Source organism: Streptomyces sp. NPDC037288 (assembly GCF_055603265.1).
The window spans coordinates 1-18,204 of sequence record NZ_JBVJVY010000035.1 but is presented as its reverse complement, the minus strand read 5'-3'; the positions used below and the strand labels follow the sequence as shown (position 1 = coordinate 18,204).

The following is an 18,204-nucleotide window of genomic DNA, read 5'->3' as shown; positions in this document are numbered from 1 at the left end:
GCGGTCGCCAGACGGACACACGCCCCCGAGCTATGGGGCGCCCGGCCGAAACTCAGACGTACCGCTCCAGGATGGACGACTCCGCCAGACGTGACAGGCCCTCCCGCACGCTTCTCGCCCGGGCCTCGCCCACACCGTCCACCGTCTGCAGATCGTCCACGCTGGCGGCGAGCAGCTTCTGCAGGCCCCCGAAGTGCTCCACCAGCCGGTCGATGATCGCGCCCGGAAGACGCGGAACCTTGGCCAGCAGCCGGAAGCCCCGCGGGGACACCGCCGAGTCGAGCGTCTCGGGAGACCCGGTGTAGCCCAGCGCACGCGCCACCGTGCTCAGTTCGAGCAGCTCCGCGTGGGTCAGCGCGTCCAGCTCGGACAGCGCCTCCTCGACCGTACGGGACCGCTTCGCCGTCGGCTCGGGGACGTAGTCCCGGACGACCAGCTCACGGTCGGGCTCGACGCCGGCGATCAACTCCTCCAGCTGAAGCGCGAGCAGCCGTCCGTCCGTGCCCAGCTCGACCACGTACTCGGCGATTTCGGTGGCGATGCGCCGGACCATCTCCAGCCGCTGCGCGACGGCGGACACGTCCCGCACCGTCACCAGGTCCTCGATCTCCAGCGCCGACAGCGTGCCCGCCACCTCGTCCAGGCGCAGCTTGTACCGCTCCAGTGTGGCCAGTGCCTGGTTCGCACGGGACAGGATCGCCGCCGAGTCCTCCAGGACGCGCCGCTGACCGTCGACGTAGAGGGCGATCAGGCGCATCGACTGCGAGACGGAGACCACGGGGAAGCCGACCTGCTTGCTCACCCGGTCCGCCGTGCGGTGCCGCGTGCCCGTCTCCTCCGTGGGGATCGTGGGGTCCGGGACCAGCTGCACGCCGGCCCGGAGGATCTTCGACAGATCCGAGGACAGCACGATGCCGCCGTCCAGCTTGCACAGCTCCCGCAGCCGGGTCGCGGTGAACTCCACGTCCAGGACGAACCCGCCCGTGCACATCGCCTCGACCGTCTTGTCGGAGCCGAGGACGATCAGCCCGCCGGTGTTGCCGCGCAGCACGCGCTCAAGGCCGTCACGCAGGGCCGTACCGGGAGCCACGGCGCTCAGCGAGGCGCGCATCAGGCCATCGGTACCGGCACTCCCACCGGACTTTCCGGGAGCTGCTGCCCGGTCGTTGGCTGCCACTGCACTCCTCCGGTCGCAGGTTCTGACGCGCTCCCTTACCCGCACGCGGTTCGTACGGACGGGCGAGACCTGGGCAAAGTCTACCGGCGCTCCTCAGCCTCCCGGGGGGCCTCTCGGCGACGGGAGCGCGGCAGCACCCGCAGCGCGTCCCCCATGTCGGCGACTTCCAGGACCTTCATGCCGGGCGGGACCTTGCCCGGATCGGTCGGCACGAGCGCGTGCGTGAAGCCCAGCCGGTGCGCCTCGGCGAGCCTGCGCTGCACGCCCGTGACCCGTCTCACCTCGCCCGCGAGGCCGACCTCGCCGATGGCCACCAGGTTCTTCGGCAGCGGGGTGTCGCTGGCGGCGGAGGCGAGCGCGAGCGCGATCGCGAGGTCGGCGGCCGGCTCCGACAGCTTCACACCGCCCACCGTCGCGGAGTAGATGTCCCGCTTGCCGAGCGCGGTGATCCGGCCGCGCTGCTCCAGGACGGCCAGCATCATCGACACGCGCGAGGTCTCCAGGCCGGAGGTCGTCCGGCGCGGGGAGGGGATCTGGGAGTCGACGGTCAGTGCCTGCACCTCGGCCACCAGCGGGCGGCGGCCCTCCAGGGTGACGGTCAGGCACGTGCCGGGGACCGGCTCGTCACGGCGGGTCAGGAACAGGCCGCTGGGGTCGGCGAGGCCGGTGATGCCCTCGTCGTGCAGCTCGAAGCAGCCGACCTCGTCCGTGGCGCCGTAGCGGTTCTTCACGCCGCGGACCAGGCGCAGGCGCGCGTGCCGGTCGCCCTCGAAGTGCAGGACCACATCCACCAGGTGTTCCAGGAGGCGGGGGCCGGCGATCGCGCCGTCCTTCGTGACGTGGCCCACAAGGAGGGTGGACATGCCACGGTCCTTCGAGGCGCGGATCAGGGCGCCCGCCACCTCCCTCACCTGAGCCATGCCACCGGGCGCGCCCTCGATCTCCGGGGAGGCGACCGTCTGCACCGAGTCGAGGATCAGCAGGGACGGCTTCACCTCGTCCAAGTGGCCGAGGACGGCGGACAGATCGGTCTCGGCCGCCAGATACAGCTCGTCGTGGAGGGCGCCGATGCGGTCGGCGCGCAGCCGCACCTGGCTCGCCGACTCCTCACCGGTGACATACAGGGTGCGGTGTTCGGTGCTCGCGGACTTGGCGGCCACGTCCAGCAGCAGCGTGGACTTGCCGACGCCGGGTTCGCCGGCGAGCAGCACGACCGCGCCGGGCACCAGGCCGCCGCCGAGCACCCGGTCCAGCTCGGGCACGCCGGTCGGGCGGGCGGTGGCCTGCCGGCCGTCGACCTGGCCGATGGGCAGCGCGGAGGTGCTGACCCGGCCCGGTGCCGTCGTACGGACCGCGGGCGCGCCGTACTCCTCGACCGTGCCCCACGCCTGGCACTCGGGGCAGCGGCCGAGCCACTTGGCCGTCTGCCAGCCGCACTCGGTGCAGCGGTAGGACGGGCGGTCCTTGGTGGTCTTGGTACGGGCAGCCATGCGGAAACCGTAGCCCGCGGCACTGACAACGGGTCCCCGGGCTGTCCGAACGGGTTTCCAGGCTGCCCGCGGGTGAACCGGTATCGGCCACCACCCGTCGGGATCGCGCCACGGAACAAAGGGTCCCTGTCCCCTTATGAGGGATCGTTTCACCCGTGCGGGTTAAAAGTGCTCAAGCTTCGAGGAGGGGCACTCCACCGCCGCCTACGGTCGCACGGGTGACGAGCAGCAGTCCGGAGACCACCACCCGCAGCGCCGGAGCGCACCGCGTGCAGCGCGAGGCGCGTGATCGCACCGACGCGCGCACCCTCGCCCAGCGGCCGCCGGCGCGCTACGAACCGTACCTGGACGGACTGTTCACCTACTGTCTGTCGGTGCTGTGCGACCACGACGCGGCCACCGAGGCCCTGGGTGGCGCGCTCGCCCTGGCCGAGCGGCGCGGCCACCGCGTCCCGCGGGCCGCCGACCGCAGGGCCTGGCTGTACGCCCTGGCCCGCTGGGCGTGCCTGCGCAAGCTGGCCGAGGCCAAGCAGAAACGTCAGGCCACCCACGCGGCCGGCCGTTCCGGTGCCGGGAGGCCGGCCGGGCCCCAGGTGCCCGATCCGCCGGTCGCCCCGGAGGCCCAGGAGCGGCAGCGTCGTGAACTGGCCCTGCTGGCCTGGCCGGAGGCGGCCGGTACGACCCCCGAGCAGCGCGAGGCCCTGGAACTGGCCGTCCGCCACCACCTGTCCGCGCAGGAGGTCGCCGCCGTCCTCGGCATGGAAGCGGCCGCCGCGCGCGAACTGCTCGCCACGGCCGCCTGCGAGGTGGAGCGCACCCGCGCGGCCCTCGCCGTCGTCGAGACCGGCGGCTGTCCGAGCGTGGCCCACCTCACCGGGGACAGCGGCCTGGTCCTGAGTACGGCGCTGCGCCGCGAGCTGGTCCGTCACGTCGACGACTGCCCGCGCTGCCGCCGTACCGCCGAGCGCGCCGTTCCCGGCCGCTGGCCCGGCGCCACGGTCACCCCGGCCGAGCTGCCCGTCCTGGAGGCCCCGCGCGCGGCCCTGCATGTCTGCCTGGCCCACCACGCACGCACGCGTGGTGGGGCGGCACCCCGCTTCGACCGGCGTGGCTTCCCGATGGACCCCAAGGACCGCGCGGCCCGCCGCGACCGGCTACGCGCGCGTGCGGTGACGACGACCGTCGTCGCCACGGTGGTGGCCGCCCCCGTCCTGGCCCTGTGGGCCGCCTACCGGGGCGCCCCGACGGCGGAGGGGGAGGGCCCCTCGGCCACCGCACGCGAGGCGCAGAGCCCCGACGCCCTCGGCAGTGACACGGCCGGCGGTTACGAGAACGCCGGGAACGCCAGCCTGAAGCCCGGCACCCGGCTCGGTGAGGACGGCGAGGCGGACGTCTCCGTGGAGGTCGTCAGCGCCAACGGCACGGGCGGCGCGAGGTCCGGACAGCTCGACGTCAGCGCCGCCGGCGACGGCGACACCACGCTGATCACCCTCAGCGCCTCGGGTTCCGGGCCGGTCGCCTGGTCCGCCTCCACCTCGGCGGACTGGCTCTACCTGAGCCGGTCCTCGGGAACCCTCGAGCCCGGCGAGACGTTGACGATCAAGGTGTACGTCGACCATCTGCACGAGCCCTCCGGCCACTGGCACGCGCAGCTGGCGATCTCCCCGGCCGGGGCGGTGGTCTCCATCGACGGATACGGCACGGCACCGACCCGCCGCCCCACACCCCGGCCGCCGTCCTCCGAGCCCACCCCGCCCCCGCCGAGCACACCCCCCACCGAGCCCCCGCCCACCCAGTCCCCACCGTCCCCGGACCCAACCCCCACTCCCACGGACCCACCCTCACCCTCCAACTCCCCGACCCCGACGCCCGCCCAGCCGGGGAGCGAGACACCGAGTCCGTCCGGGGGCTAGGGGGTGGGGCGCGCGGGGGCGTGGGCGCTGGAGCGGGTCGGATCGCGGTCCGGGGTGGGGCGGTGGAACGCGTCTGCCCGGTGCAGCGGCCGAGGGACACGGGGCGCCGGACTTCCCACGCGGGCGCGAGGCTCCACGTGCCACAAGAGCGGGCGGGGGAGCCCCGGAGCACACGACGGACGCCCCCGGCCGGCATCGGACGCCCGCGCAGTCAGGCGCCGGGGGCGCCGGGCGCGGCCGTCCCATGCGCGGCGGTCGGCCGTCCCCCTCGGTGTTCTCCAGGATGGCCGGGACAAGTGACGGGTGGGACGGAAGTGGGGTTATGGGGCCGGGTCGGCCGGGTGCGGGGCGACCAGGGGCAGCTGCGACGCCAGTCGCTGTTCGCAGAGCTCGGCCAGGCGGTCGTAGCCGGCCTTGCCCATCAGTTCCGTCAGCTCGGCCCGGTAGGAGACGTACACCGGCTCGCCCGCGCCGTGCGCCGACGTCGCCGACGTGCACCACCAGTGCAGGTCGTGCCCGCCCGGACCCCAGCCCCGGCGGTCGTACTCGCCGATGGACACCTGCAGCACGCGCGTGTCGTCGGGCCGGTCGATCCAGTCGTACGTCCGCCGGATCGGCAGCTGCCAGCACACGTCCGGCTTGGTCTCCAGCGGCTCCCGGCCCTCCCGCAGCGCGAGGATGTGGAGGGAGCAGCCCGCGCCGCCCGCGAACCCCGGCCGGTTCTGGAAGATGCACGAGCCCTGGAACGGGCGGGTCTGCCGGGAGCCCTCGTCGTCCTCGGAGATCCAGCCGTCGCGGGTGCCCTCGGCGTGGTGCTGCCAGATCTCCGGCGTGAGCCGGGCCACGTGCCCGGCGACCCGCTTCTCGTCGTCCTCGTCCGAGAAGTGCGCGCCCAGCGAGCAGCACCCGTCGTCCGCGCGGCCCGCCTGGATGCCCTGGCAGCCGCTGCCGAAGATGCAGTTCCAGCGAGAGGTCAGCCATGTCAGATCACAGCGGAAGACCTGCTCGTCGTCCGCAGGATCAGGAAACTCCACCCAGGCACGCGCGAAGTCGAGCCCCTTCTCGTCGCTCACCCGCGGGGCCTTCTGGGACTTGGTGGACTTCGGGGACTTCGGGGACTTCTGGGACACGGACGCCTCCGCCTGCGAAGAATCCTTCACTCCCTTGGAGGATTTGTGGTTCTTCGCCTTTTTCGTCTTTGGCACGCGTCCAGAGTAAGTGGCCCAGGCCCGCACCGGGGACCGTGGACCGACAATCTGGCAGTAGCGTTCCGTATATGAGACTCGGTGTCCTGGACGTGGGTTCGAACACGGTGCATCTGCTGGTGGTGGACGCTCACCCCGGCGCGCGCCCGCTGCCCGCGCATTCGCACAAGGCCGAACTTCGGCTCGCCCAGCTCCTCGACGACAGCGGTGCCATCGGCGACGACGGCATCCACAAGCTGATCGACGTCGTGCAGGACGCCCTCCAGGCCGCCGAGGACAAGGGCGTCGAGGACCTGCTGCCGTTCGCGACCTCCGCCGTACGGGAGGCCAGCAACGCCGACGACGTCCTCGCGCGCGTGGCCGACGAGACCGGCGTACGGCTCCAGGTCCTCAGCGGCGAGGAAGAGGCCCGCCTGACCTTCCTCGCGGTCCGCCGCTGGTTCGGCTGGTCCGCCGGAAAGCTGCTGGTCCTGGACATCGGCGGCGGCTCCCTGGAGATCGCCTACGGCATAGACGAGGAGCCGGACACCGCCGTGTCCCTGCCGCTCGGCGCCGGCCGGCTCACCGCGGGCTGGCTGCCCGGTGACCCGCCCGCCCCCGATGCCGTGCGCGCCCTGCGCCGCCACGTCCGCGCGGAGATCGCCCGCACGGTCGGCGAGTTCAGCCGCTTCGGCGCTCCCGACCACGTCGTCGCCACGTCGAAGACCTTCAAGCAGCTCGCCCGCATCGCCGGCGCCGCCCGCAGCGCCGACGGCCTCTACGTCCAGCGCGAACTCAAGCGCGAGTCCCTGGAGGCCTGGGTCCCGCGGCTGGCCGGCATGACGGCCGGCCAGCGCGCCGAGCTGCCGGGGGTCTCGGACGGCAGGGCCGGCCAGCTGCTGGCGGGTGCGCTGGTGGCCGAGGGCGCGATGGACCTGTTCGGTGTGGAGAGCCTGGAGGTCTGCCCGTGGGCTCTGCGGGAAGGCGTCATCCTCCGGCGCCTCGATCACATGGGTTCGGATTAGCGACGTCAGGGGCGCGGGGCTGTCTCGGTATGCGGCTCCGCCGCACGGGCGTGAGCGACCACGTGCCACCCGCGCCTGACCGAATGGCAAAGCTCACAACGGCGAACAGGCACCCAACACCCCGCCCACTCCACCCCGTAAGGTGACGGACGTGGCTGAACCAAGGGACGTCTCCGTCGCCCTGTCGACGGCCTCCGTATACCCGGAGTCCACGGCGACGGCCTTCGAGATCGCCGCGCGCCTCGGGTACGACGGCGTCGAGGTCATGGTGTGGACCGACCCCGTCAGCCAGGACATCGAGGCGCTGCGCCGCCTGTCGGACTACCACGGCATCCCGATCCTGGCCGTCCATGCCCCCTGTCTGCTGATCACCCAGCGGGTCTGGTCGACGGACCCCTGGGTCAAGCTGCAGCGGGCCCGGGCGGCCGCCGAGAAGCTGGGTGCCTCCACCGTCGTCGTGCACCCGCCCTTCCGATGGCAGCGGCAGTACGCGCGCGACTTCGTCGACGGGATCTGGCGGATGGCGAACGAGACGGACGTACGGTTCGCCGTGGAGAACATGTACCCGTGGCGCTACCGCGACCGCGAGATGCTCGCCTACGCCCCCGACTGGGACGTCACCAACGACGACTACCGGCACTTCACGATCGACCTCAGCCACACGTCGACGGCCCGCACGAACGCCCTGGACATGATCGACCGCATGGGCGACCGCCTGGGGCACGTGCACCTCGCCGACGGCCGGGGCTCGGCCAAGGACGAGCACCTGGTGCCCGGCCGCGGCACCCAGCCCTGCGCCGAGCTGCTGGACCACCTGACCCTGTCCGGCTTCGACGGCCATGTCGTCATCGAGGTCAACACCCGGCGGGCCATGTCCGGCGCCGAGCGCGAGGCCGACCTCGCCGAGGCCCTGGCCTTCACCCGCAAGCACCTGGCGTCGGCGGCGAGGATGCCCCGGCGATGAACGAGACCCCGGCCATGAGCGAGACGCCCGCCACCGGTGAGCCGACGGCCCGCAGAAGGGGCCGCCCGCCGCGCGCCGAGTCCGCCGACACCCGCGACCGCATCCTGACCGCGGCCCGCGAGGAGTTCTCCGAGCGCGGCTACGAGAAGACCTCCGTACGCGGGATCGCCAAGGCGGCAGGGGTCGACCCGGCGCTCGTCCACCACTACTTCGGGACCAAGGAGCAGGTGTTCGAGGCGGCCATCGAGGTCGCCTTCGCACCCGCGCTGAACGCGCCGAACGCGGTGGCCGACGGCCCCCTGGAGGGGGTGGGGGAGCGGCTGACCCGCTTCGTCTTCGGTGTCTGGGACAACCCCACGACCCGTACGCCCCTCCTCGCGATCCTCCGGTCCGCCGTGAACAACGAGACCGCCGCCGCCGTCTTCCGCCGCCTCGTCGCCTCCCAGCTGCTGCGCCGTATCGCCGCCCAGGTGGACCTGCCGGACCCGGAGCTGCGGGCCGAGCTGGCGGCCGCGCAGCTGGTCGGCACGGCGATGATGCGCTACGTGATCAAGCTGGAGCCGCTGGCGTCCGCGGATCTGGAGCAGATCATCGCCCGGGTCGCCCCCGTCGTCCAGGGGCATCTGACGCACCCCTGAGCGCGCCTTGCCGGGCGGGAGGGCACCGCTGCCCGCACCCGGCGATCCATGGGACACGTGTCCCGCATTCCGGACAGCCGTGTCCAGCCTTTGGAGCACCGGCGTACGCTCGGAGACAGTCAGAAATCTCTGGCAGTAGGTCTTCGAAGGAGCGAGCGACGATGCCCGAGCTGAGGTCCCGCACAGTCACCCACGGCCGCAACATGGCGGGCGCCCGCGCCCTGATGCGCGCCTCCGGTGTACCCGGTGCGGACATCGGCCGGAAGCCGGTCATCGCGGTCGCGAACTCCTTCACCGAGTTCGTGCCGGGCCACACCCATCTGCAGCCGGTCGGCCGGATCGTCAGCGAGGCGATCAAGGAGGCGGGCGGCATCCCGCGCGAGTTCAACACGATCGCCGTGGACGACGGCATCGCGATGGGCCACGGCGGCATGCTGTACAGCCTCCCCTCCCGCGACCTGATCGCTGACTCGGTGGAGTACATGGTCGAGGCGCACTGCGCCGACGCCATGGTCTGCATCTCCAACTGCGACAAGATCACCCCGGGCATGCTGCTGGCGGCCCTGCGCCTGAACATCCCCACGGTGTTCGTCTCCGGCGGCCCCATGGAGGCCGGCCGCGCCACCCTGGTCGACGGCACGGTCCGCACGCTCGACCTGGTCGACGCGATCTCCGACGCCGTCAACGACAAGATCTCCGACGAGGACATCCTCCGTATCGAGGAGAACGCCTGCCCGACCTGCGGCAGCTGTTCCGGCATGTTCACGGCCAACTCCATGAACTGCCTGACCGAGGCGATCGGCCTGTCCCTGCCCGGCAACGGCTCCGTCCTCGCCACCCACACCGCGCGCAAGCAGCTCTACGTCGACGCGGCCCGCACGGTCATGGACGTCACCCGCCGCTACTACGAGCAGGACGACGAGTCGGTCCTCCCGCTCAACATCGCGACCTTCCAGGCCTTCGAGAACGCCATGGCCCTGGACATCGCGATGGGCGGCTCCACGAACACGATCCTGCACCTGCTGGCCGCCGCCCAGGAAGCGGGCGTCCCCTTCGGTCTGGAGGAGATCGACGCCGTCTCGCGCCGCGTCCCGTGCCTGGCGAAGGTCGCCCCGAACGTGGCGAAGAACCGCACGTACTACATGGAGGACGTGCACCGCGCCGGCGGCATCCCCGCCCTCCTCGGTGAACTGCACCGCGCGGGCCTGCTCAACGAGGACGTCCACGCCGTCCACAGCCCGTCCCTGGCCGACTGGCTGAAGACCTGGGACGTCCGCGGCGGCTCCCCGTCCGCCGAGGCGGTGGAGCTGTGGCACGCGGCTCCCGGCTGCGTCCGTTCCGCCGAGGCCTTCTCCCAGTCCGAGCGCTGGGAGGCGCTGGACGAGGACGCGGAGGGCGGCTGCATCCGCAGCGTCGAGCACGCCTACTCGAAGGACGGCGGTCTGGCCGTCCTGAAGGGCAATCTGGCGGTCGACGGCTGCGTGGTCAAGACGGCCGGCGTCGACGAGTCGATCTGGACCTTCGAGGGCCCGGCGGTCGTCTGCGAGTCCCAGGAGGAGGCCGTCCAGCGGATCCTCACCCAGGAGGTCAAGGACGGCGACGTCGTCGTCATCCGCTACGAGGGCCCCAGGGGCGGCCCCGGCATGCAGGAGATGCTCTACCCGACCTCGTACCTGAAGGGCCGCGGCCTCGGCAAGACCTGCGCGCTGATCACCGACGGCCGCTTCTCCGGCGGCACCTCCGGCCTCTCCATCGGCCACGCCTCCCCGGAGGCGGCCTCCGGCGGCACCATCGCCCTGGTCCGGGACGGCGACCGCATCCGCATCGACATCCCGAACCGCACGATCGAGCTGCTGGTCGACGAGGCGGAACTGTCCCGCCGCGAGCAGGCCCTGAACGGCGTCTACGCCCCCGGTAACCGCGACCGCAAGGTCTCCGCCGCCCTCCGCGCCTACGCGGCGATGGCCACCAGCGCCGACAAGGGCGCGGTGCGTGACGTGACGAAGCTGGGCTGAGAGTCGTACGACCCCAGGGGGCCGCCTCCACCGGGGGCGGCCCCTTCGCGCGTCACCAACCGGACGGATCGCGCGCGGCCATGGCGAAGACGGTTCCGTCGGGGGCGGCGGCGTAGACGCGGTGGTCGTCGAGGACGGGGGTGGGAGGCGCGCCCATGACCTTCGCCGACTCGGCGCCGAGACGCGCGGAAGTCTGTCCCACGAGAGCCCCCTTACGGGCGTCCACGGCGAGGAGGCGTCCGTCGCCCGCGGTGAAGTACACGTACCTGCCGTCCGCGACCGGTGCCGAACCGCGGCTCACCGAGGTCTCCACGCGCCACAGCCGCTTCCGCGCGCCCATGTCCACGGCTTCCAGAGAGCCACCGGCAGCGAGGAGGTACACGATGTCCCCCCGCACGGCGGCCTGTGCGGCCTCGCTCGCCACAGGCAGCGTCACACGGCGTGCCGACCGGGTCGCGGGCGTGTAGCGCACGACGGCCTTCGTCTCCCCGTAGACACTCCCGACGGAGAGGAAGAATACGGAGCCGTCCCCCGTGCCGACCGGCTCGAGCATCCCTTCCAGCCGGGCCTGCCACCGTACGTCACCGCTTCGCGGGTCCACAGCGGCGACCCGTGTGCTCGATCCGTCGGCCGACGTGCTCGTCGCGTATGCCAGCGGGTCACCGGGAAACACGACGAGGGACGGCCTGCCCTGGCCGGCGATACGGTGGCTCCATGTGGTGTCGCCCGAGGCACTGTCGACGCCGGTGACCTTTCCGTCGGCTTCCGTGAGCAGGGCCGTCCGGTCGGTGTACCGGACCTCCGTGCCCGGGGCCAGACGCCGCTTCCAGACCTCGGTGCCCGAGCCCGGGGCGAGCGCCGCGAGCCGCGATCCGCCGTTGGTGTAGGGCTGCACGAGCGCGGCCGAGACGACCGGCGGTCCGCCGGCGGACTTGGTGGCGAGCGTGCGGCGCCACAGCAGTTTTCCGTCGGTGGGGGAGAGGGCGAAGACCATGCCGGGCTGTGCGCACACCAACTTCCCCGCCCCGTACGAACATTGCGGCATGCCTGGTGCCCCGGGCGCCGGCTTGACGGCCCAGGAACTGAACGACGCCTCCTTGGTGCGGGGCTGCGTGCCGCCCGGTGCGGGATCGTCACGCCCGGCCAGTTGAACCGAGGCCAGCGCGGCGACCACGACGAGACCGAGCGCCCCGGCGCCCACGGCCACCCTCCGGCCGACGCGCCCCTCGGCCGACGGCGCGGGCTGTTCGGCAGGAGACTTCGGAACCGCACCCTCACCCGACCGCTGCGCCGGTATGAACGCCTGCGTGTCGTACGAGGCCGCCACCGACCGCAGTTCCCGCATGAGTTCGTCGGGAGTGGGCCGGTCCTCCGGCTCCTTGGCGAGGCACCGCCGCACCAGCGGAACGAGGTTGTCCGGTACGCCGGTGAGGTCCGGCTCGTCATGCACGACCTGGTAGGCCACGACGTACGGGCTGTCGGAGTCGAACGGCCCGCGCCCGGTCGCCGCGTGCACCATCACGGACCCGAGCGCGAAGATGTCGGCGGCGGGCCCCACCTCGCGCGGTCGCCGGAACTGCTCGGGCGCCATGAAGGGGGGCGTGCCGATCAACTTTCCGGTTTCCGTGCGCAGTTCGCTGTCCTTCGGCCGGGAGATGCCGAAGTCGATGACCTTCGGCCCGTCGTCGGCGAGCAGGACATTGCTCGGCTTGAGGTCCCGGTGCACGACCCCGACCCGGTGGATGTCGCGCAGCGCCTCGGCGAGCCCCGCCATCAGCCGGCGCACCTGAGCCGGCTCCATCGACCCGTTCCGCTTCACCTCGTCGGCAAGGGTCGGACCCGGAATGTACAGCGTGGCCATCCAGGGCCGTCCGGCATCGGGATCGGCGTCGACGACGGGCGCGGTGAAGGCCCCGCTCACCTTGCGAGCGGCGGCCACCTCCTGCCGGAAACGGCCTCTGAACTCGGGATCCCTGGCGAACTCGGCATGTACGACCTTCACCGCGAGTTTCATCCCCGAGGTGCTGCGGGCCAGGTGGACCACGCCCATGCCACCCGACCCCAGGCGTGACTCCAGGCGGTAGTGACCGGCGTACTCGGGAAGTTCCGCTTCCGCGCCCGCTCCCGTGTTCCTGCGTGGCGTCATGCGACCCCCCCGTGCTGTTCGACCGCGCGCGCGACGCACGGAGCCTAGTCGATGACTCGTGCGAGACAGAGGCGGCTTGCTAGCCTGCGCGCGCGAGTCGCGCACAGGTGTTGCGCGGCTCCTTTCCTGGGAATCGACGCAACCCCATGACGGTCATGGGGTGAACGGGGGGCTTTCATGTCCATGGACAGCGCCGAAGAGGCCACCGCAACATCGCTGCGCTACTACTCCGTCGCGCCGGGCGTCCGCCTGAACGTCCGCAGCGGCCCCGGCACCAGCTACAACATCGTCCGCGTCCTGGCCGTGGGGGCGAAGGTCCCGGTCTTCTGCCAGACGCCCGGGACCACGGTGAGCGGCCCGTACGGCACGACGAACGTCTGGGACAACGTCAACAACGGCGAGTACGTGTCCGACGCCTACGTCCAGACCGGGAGCGACGGCTACATCGCCCCGCGCTGCGGCTGACCCCACCGGGAGCCCGCCTCCGCCCGGCGCCATAATCGTTCCGTGAGCGACGAAACCGGCACCCCGGACACCCCGGCGGGCTCCCCTGAGGGCACGGCCCCGGGCGGTGGCCCGCGTCCCGAGCCCCTCCGCTTCTTCGGCACCACCTGGGTGGACCACGACCACGGCTACGCGGCCCGCCGCGCCGGTGTCGCCGTCGGCTCGCTCGCCGCGGCCGTCGCCTCCTGCCTGGTCCTCCGCTTCGCCTACCAGGGCATCCAGATTGCCGACACCGGTTCCTTCGTGACCGTACTGATCATCGCCATGTTCGCCATCTGCAGCGCGCTCGCCTTCCGCAACACCTGGGACGGCTTCGGCAAGCGGCACGACCCGCAGCGCCAGGCGTCCCTGCGCGGCCTGCTCGCCATCGGCTTCGTCGGCTCCCTCCTCGCCTACTTCTTCCGTTCCCTCACCGAGGCGCCCGGCGAGAAGCTGCACCGCGAGGAGTACGAGACGGCCCGCGAGGAGTACGAGCGCCGCGCCTCCCGGCGTACCGGCAACCCCTCGAAGAAGAAGCGCCGCCACTGACGCCCGCACCGGCCGGTCGTGGCCCATCCGCCCATCCGGGCCGGTCCCGGCTCGGTCGGTAGTACCGGCAGTACCGGCCCGTGATCGCCGTGGCCCACTCCGGCTGCCGGGTCGCGCCCTCCGGCCGAACTCCGCCATGCCCATCTCGCCACCATCGGCAGCCACTCGGCGTTCCTCCTCACGCCCGCCGAGCGCAGGACCGCCTTCCTCGAAGAGGAGCGCGCCCACCTGCTGAAGGTCTTCCCGGACGGCGTCGTCGAGGAGACCTTCGACGTGCTCCTCCTCGTCGCCACCAAGCCCTGACCCAGGGCTGCCGCACAGACAGGACGGCGGTGGTCGGGCGCGGACGGCAAGCCAGCCGCCCTCCCGGCCGCCGCTTTCCCCTGCCACCGCCCGTGCTTTCCATGTCAGCGCCCTTGACGCCGGAGCCTGCCGGGCCAATTATTCATCGCATGATGAATTATGCCGTCCAGGCCGACGACCTCACCGTCGTCCGTGGCCCCCGCACCGTCCTGCACCACCTCCGCTTCACCGTCCCCCGCGGCCAGATCACCGGCCTTCTCGGCCCCTCCGGCTGCGGCAAATCCACCCTCATGCGCTCCATCGTCGGCACCCAGGCCAAGGTCACCGGCACCCTGAACGTCCTCGGTCACCCGGCCGGCCACCCCGGCCTGCGCAGCCGTATCGGCTACGTCACCCAAGCCCCCTCCGTCTACGACGACCTGACCGTCCGCCAGAACCTGGAGTACTTCTCCGCGATCCTCGACCCCGGCCGCACGGCCGCCGAACGCCGCCACGGAGTCGACCGGGCCCTCGCCGACGTCGACCTCACCAGCCACGCCGACGCCCTCGCCGGCAACCTCTCCGGCGGCCAGCGAGGCCGGGTCTCCCTGGCCGTGGCCCTGCTCGGCACCCCCGAACTCCTCGTCCTGGACGAACCCACCGTCGGCCTCGACCCCGTCCTGCGCCGCGACCTGTGGACCCTCTTCCACGACATCGCCGCCACCCGCGGCGCCACCCTCCTCGTCTCCTCCCACGTCATGGACGAGGCCGAGCGCTGCCACCGCCTCCTCCTCATGCGCGAGGGCGAGATCCTCGCCGACGACACCCCCGACGCCCTGCGGACGCGCACCGGCACCGACAGCGTCGAGGCCGCATTCCTCCGCCTCGTCGACGAAGCCGCCGCCGCACCTCGCACCCAGGACACGACCCGCACCCAGGAGACGACCCGATGAGCACGACCGCCCCCGCCACCCCCACCAGCGCGCTCAGCACCTCACGCACCACCGCCACCGCCGCCCGGGTCCTGCGCCAGCTCGGGCACGACCCGCGCACCATCGCGCTGATGCTCCTCATCCCGTGCCTGATGCTGATCCTGCTGCGCTACGTCTTCGACGCCAGTCCCCGCACCTTCGACACCATCGGCGCCTCCCTGCTCGGCATCTTCCCGCTGATCACCATGTTCCTGGTCACCTCCATCGCCACCCTGCGCGAACGCACCTCCGGCACCCTGGAACGCCTCCTCGCCATGCCCCTCGGCAAGGCCGACCTCATCGCCGGCTACGCCCTCGCCTTCGGCGCACTCGCCATCGTCCAGTCCGCCCTCGCCACCGGACTCGCCGTGTGGCTGCTCGGCCTGGACGTCACCGGCTCACCCTGGCTGCTCCTCCTCGTCGCCCTCCTCGACGCCCTGCTCGGCACGGCCCTCGGTCTCTTCGTCTCGGCCTTCGCGGCCTCGGAATTCCAGGCGGTCCAGTTCATGCCCGCGGTGATCTTTCCCCAGCTCCTCCTCTGCGGCCTGTTCACACCCCGGTCCGACATGCACCCCGCTCTCACCGCCATCTCCGACGTCCTGCCGATGTCGTACGCCGTCGACGGCATGAACCAGGTCCTGCACCACACCGACATGACGGCCACCTTCCTGAGGGACGTCCTGATCGTGGCGGGCTGCGCGGTACTGGTGCTGGGGCTGGGAGCGGCGACGCTGAGGCGACGGACGGCCTAGGCGTGCCGCAGCCGCGCCCACCCCGCCCACCCGCACACGTCGTTCCACCTGCCGGACAAACAGACCGCGCATCTCAAGCCCGGTGCCAGACTGAGCCCCATGAGCCAGAAAGTCGCAGTCCTCGGCACCGGCAAGATCGGCGAAGCCCTGCTCAGCGGAATGATCCGGGCCGGCTGGGCCCCCGCCGACCTCCTGGTCACCGCACGCCGCCCCGAACGCGCCGAAGAACTCCGAGCCCGCTACGGAGTCACCCCGGTCAGCAACACCGAGGCCGCCAAGACCGCCGACACCCTCATCCTCACGGTCAAGCCGCAGGACATGGGCACCCTCCTGGACGAGCTGGCCCCGCATGTCCCCGCCGACCGCCTGGTCATCAGCGGCGCCGCCGGTATCCCCACCTCCTTCTTCGAGGAGCGCCTGGCCTCAGGCACCCCGGTCGTCCGCGTCATGACCAACACCCCGGCTCTCGTCGACGAGGCCATGTCGGTCATCTCCGCCGGCAGCCACGCCACCGAACAGCACCTCGCCCACGCAGAGGAGATCTTCGGTGGCGTCGGCAAGACCCTCCGCGTCCCCGAGAGCCAGCAGGACGCCTGCACCGCCCTGTCCGGCTCCGGCCCCGCGTACTTCTTCTACCTGGTCGAGGCCATGACCGACGCCGGCATCCTGCTCGGCCTGCCCCGCGACAAGGCCCACGACCTCATCGTCCAGTCCGCCATCGGCGCCGCCGTGATGCTCCGCGACAGCGGCGAGCACCCCGTCAAGCTCCGCGAGAACGTCACCTCCCCGGCCGGCACGACGATCAACGCCATCCGGGAACTGGAGAACCACGGCGTACGAGCCGCCCTCATCGCGGCCCTCGAAGCCGCGCGCGACCGCAGCCGCGAACTCGCCTCCGGCAAGAAGGACTGACCCGGCGCCGGGGGCGACGGCTCACCGGCAGCCACCCGCCCCCGCACGCACGAGTCCACGCGGGCAAAGCCAGCCGGCCCTAACGGCCGGCCGTACTCAACGCCGTCTCGGACACCGGCGGCAACAACCCGATCGCCCGGTAGGCCGCATCGACGGTCGGCCGGGCCATCGCCCTCGCCTTCTCCGCACCATCCCGCAGCACCCCCTCCACATAGGCAGGATCCGTGCACAGCTCCCTGTGCCTGGCCTGCACGGGCCTGAGGACCTCCACCACGGCCTCAGCGGTGTCCTTCTTCAAAGCGCCGTACGACTCGTAAACGCCCGCCAGTGACTCAGGGTTCCCGCCCGTGCACGCAGCGAGAATCTCCAGCAGGTTCGCGACCCCCGGCCGCCCCTCCCGGTCGTACTCCACATCCCGCCCGCTGTCGGTGACGGCCCGCATGACCTTCTTCCGCACCGCGTCCGGCTCGTCGAGCAGATAGACGACCCCCAGACCCGAGTCGTCCGACTTCCCCATCTTCGACGTCGGGTTCTGCAGATTCATCACCCGTGCCGCGACCCCCGGACGCGTCGCCTTGGGCACCACGAACGTGTGCCCGTACCGCTGGTTGAACCGCACCGCCAGATCCCGCGCCAGCTCCACGTGCTGCACCTGGTCGTCCCCGACCGGCACCTCGTCCGTGCCGTACCCCAGGATGTCCGCCGCCATCAGCACCGGATACGTCAGCAGCGACAGCCGCACCGTCCCGCCCCGCTCCCGCACCTTCGCGGTCTTCTCCTTGTACTGGATCATCCGCCGCATCTCACCGTCGGCCGCCACGCACTCCAGCAGGTACGACAGCCTCGTGTGCTCGTCGACATGGCTCTGCAGGAAGACCGTGCACACCTCGGGATCGAGCCCGGCCGCCAGCATCAACGTCGCCGTCTGCCGACTGAGCCTGAGCAGCCGCGCCGGATCCTGGTCCACGGTAAGCGCGTGCAGATCCACGACGCAGAACAACGAGTCGGCCCGGTGCTGGTCCGTCTGCGCCCAGCGGCGCATGGCTCCCAGGTAGTTGCCCAGCGTCAGGTGCCCGGTCGGCTGAATCCCACTGAAGACCCGCGTCATCTCCACTCCACCTCCTGATCGAGACCGCCGTTCCTGCGGCCGGCCCCCGGAGTCCTGGAGGAGATACGAGAACGGCCGCCGAAGCGGCGGCCGTTGGATGCATACGTGAGTACGGCCGCCGTCAGGCGGCCCACCAAAGCTGGGTACACGTACGCGTGGTCATGTCGCCCAGAGTACGCCTCCGGGGTGCTCCCCGCACAAGAGTTGACACACCTCACGCCGGTCCGTAGGGTTCTCCGGGTTGTCCGACGTGAGCGCCGACCTCGGTCGGTCCCCGGGCAGCCACTCCGCAAGTACCAACCAGCAATCGACGCTCCAGCGCCGACTGCTTCGGCGTGCGTATTTACGGAATGTGGAATCCGCGTTCGAAAGGGCGCCGCCCCCGATTAGCTCGGGAGCACGGAATCCGCTAAAGTCTCACTCGTCGGAACGGCCCAACGGCCGGGAAGACAAGCCCGCTGACTGGGAGTCAGACACCGAAAGGGTCTGATAGAGTCGGAACCGCCGGAAAGGGAAACGCGAGAGCGGGAACCTGGAAAGCACCGAGGAAATCGGATCGAGAGAAGATCTGATAGAGTCGGAAACACCGAAGGGA

The 18,204-nt window shown here is 71.7% G+C and carries 15 protein-coding genes and 1 pseudogene; 11 read left to right on the top strand and 5 right to left on the bottom strand.

Annotated features, from left to right (window positions below; translation table 11 throughout):
• Positions 1 to 52: 52 nt before the first annotated feature.
• Together disA and radA are read right to left on the bottom strand one after the other, a co-directional pair.
• The gene (disA, locus tag ACZ7GZ_RS31050) at positions 53 to 1,177 is read right to left on the bottom strand and encodes a DNA integrity scanning diadenylate cyclase DisA (RefSeq protein WP_471029216.1); all 1,125 of its coding nucleotides are present in this window, start codon (positions 1,175 to 1,177) and stop codon (positions 53 to 55) included.
• Between the two features lie 80 nt (positions 1,178 to 1,257).
• A complete protein-coding gene (gene radA / locus ACZ7GZ_RS31045; RefSeq protein ID WP_471029214.1) occupies positions 1,258 to 2,667 on the bottom strand; it encodes a DNA repair protein RadA in 1,410 nt (469 codons plus the stop codon).
• A 218-nt stretch (positions 2,668 to 2,885) separates the two neighbouring features.
• Here radA and ACZ7GZ_RS31040 point away from each other — a divergent pair, with 218 nt between their 5' ends.
• Entirely contained in the window at positions 2,886 to 4,580 is a 1,695-nt protein-coding gene (locus ACZ7GZ_RS31040) for a BACON domain-containing protein (protein WP_471029213.1), read from the top strand.
• Between the two features lie 320 nt (positions 4,581 to 4,900).
• On the opposite strand, the gene ACZ7GZ_RS31035 is transcribed toward ACZ7GZ_RS31040, so the two are convergent.
• Positions 4,901 to 5,710 (bottom strand): DUF3109 family protein, encoded by an 810-nt coding sequence (locus tag ACZ7GZ_RS31035; RefSeq protein WP_471029301.1) that lies wholly within the window; start codon positions 5,708 to 5,710, stop codon positions 4,901 to 4,903.
• A 146-nt stretch (positions 5,711 to 5,856) separates the two neighbouring features.
• Here ACZ7GZ_RS31035 and ACZ7GZ_RS31030 point away from each other — a divergent pair, with 146 nt between their 5' ends.
• The 4 genes from ACZ7GZ_RS31030 (at position 5,857) to ilvD (ending at position 10,406) form a co-directional block, all read left to right on the top strand.
• Entirely contained in the window at positions 5,857 to 6,789 is a 933-nt protein-coding gene (locus tag ACZ7GZ_RS31030; RefSeq protein WP_471029211.1) for a Ppx/GppA family phosphatase, read from the top strand.
• Positions 6,790 to 6,940: 151 nt separating this feature from the next.
• Positions 6,941 to 7,753, top strand: a complete 813-nt coding sequence (locus tag ACZ7GZ_RS31025) for a sugar phosphate isomerase/epimerase family protein (RefSeq protein ID WP_471029210.1) — start codon at positions 6,941 to 6,943, stop codon at positions 7,751 to 7,753.
• Positions 7,750 to 8,391 (top strand): TetR/AcrR family transcriptional regulator, encoded by a 642-nt coding sequence (locus tag ACZ7GZ_RS31020; protein ID WP_471029208.1) that lies wholly within the window; start codon positions 7,750 to 7,752, stop codon positions 8,389 to 8,391. The genes ACZ7GZ_RS31025 and ACZ7GZ_RS31020 overlap by 4 nt, the downstream gene beginning before the upstream one ends.
• A 161-nt stretch (positions 8,392 to 8,552) precedes the next feature.
• Positions 8,553 to 10,406: a dihydroxy-acid dehydratase gene (ilvD, locus tag ACZ7GZ_RS31015; RefSeq protein ID WP_471029206.1), complete on the top strand. Its 1,854-nt coding sequence runs from the start codon at positions 8,553 to 8,555 to the stop codon at positions 10,404 to 10,406.
• A gap of 52 nt (positions 10,407 to 10,458) precedes the next feature.
• On the opposite strand, the gene ACZ7GZ_RS31010 is transcribed toward ilvD, so the two are convergent.
• On the bottom strand, positions 10,459 to 12,552 hold the full coding sequence (locus tag ACZ7GZ_RS31010) for a serine/threonine-protein kinase (protein WP_471029204.1): 2,094 nt from the start codon (positions 12,550 to 12,552) through the stop codon (positions 10,459 to 10,461).
• A 177-nt stretch (positions 12,553 to 12,729) separates the two neighbouring features.
• Between ACZ7GZ_RS31010 and ACZ7GZ_RS31005 the strand changes: the two genes are divergently transcribed.
• From ACZ7GZ_RS31005 to proC, 6 genes and pseudogenes are all read left to right on the top strand, one after another.
• Positions 12,730 to 13,017, top strand: coding sequence for an SH3 domain-containing protein (locus ACZ7GZ_RS31005; protein WP_471029203.1), 288 nt, complete (start codon positions 12,730 to 12,732; stop codon positions 13,015 to 13,017).
• Between the two features lie 42 nt (positions 13,018 to 13,059).
• Entirely contained in the window at positions 13,060 to 13,584 is a 525-nt protein-coding gene (locus ACZ7GZ_RS31000) for an EamA/RhaT family transporter (RefSeq protein ID WP_471029202.1), read from the top strand.
• A 141-nt stretch (positions 13,585 to 13,725) separates the two neighbouring features.
• Positions 13,726 to 13,887: pseudogene (locus ACZ7GZ_RS30995) on the top strand (SAM-dependent methyltransferase); the annotation flags it as partial.
• Positions 13,888 to 14,036: 149 nt separating this feature from the next.
• Positions 14,037 to 14,819: an ABC transporter ATP-binding protein gene (locus ACZ7GZ_RS30990; protein WP_471029201.1), complete on the top strand. Its 783-nt coding sequence runs from the start codon at positions 14,037 to 14,039 to the stop codon at positions 14,817 to 14,819.
• Positions 14,816 to 15,589: an ABC transporter permease gene (locus tag ACZ7GZ_RS30985; protein WP_471029200.1), complete on the top strand. Its 774-nt coding sequence runs from the start codon at positions 14,816 to 14,818 to the stop codon at positions 15,587 to 15,589. The genes ACZ7GZ_RS30990 and ACZ7GZ_RS30985 overlap by 4 nt, the downstream gene beginning before the upstream one ends.
• Positions 15,590 to 15,688: 99 nt before the next feature.
• On the top strand, positions 15,689 to 16,501 hold the full coding sequence (gene proC / locus ACZ7GZ_RS30980; protein ID WP_471029199.1) for a pyrroline-5-carboxylate reductase: 813 nt from the start codon (positions 15,689 to 15,691) through the stop codon (positions 16,499 to 16,501).
• A gap of 79 nt (positions 16,502 to 16,580) precedes the next feature.
• On the opposite strand, the gene trpS is transcribed toward proC, so the two are convergent.
• Positions 16,581 to 17,609, bottom strand: a complete 1,029-nt coding sequence (trpS, locus tag ACZ7GZ_RS30975) for a tryptophan--tRNA ligase (RefSeq protein ID WP_471029197.1) — start codon at positions 17,607 to 17,609, stop codon at positions 16,581 to 16,583.
• Positions 17,610 to 18,204 lie beyond the last annotated feature (595 nt).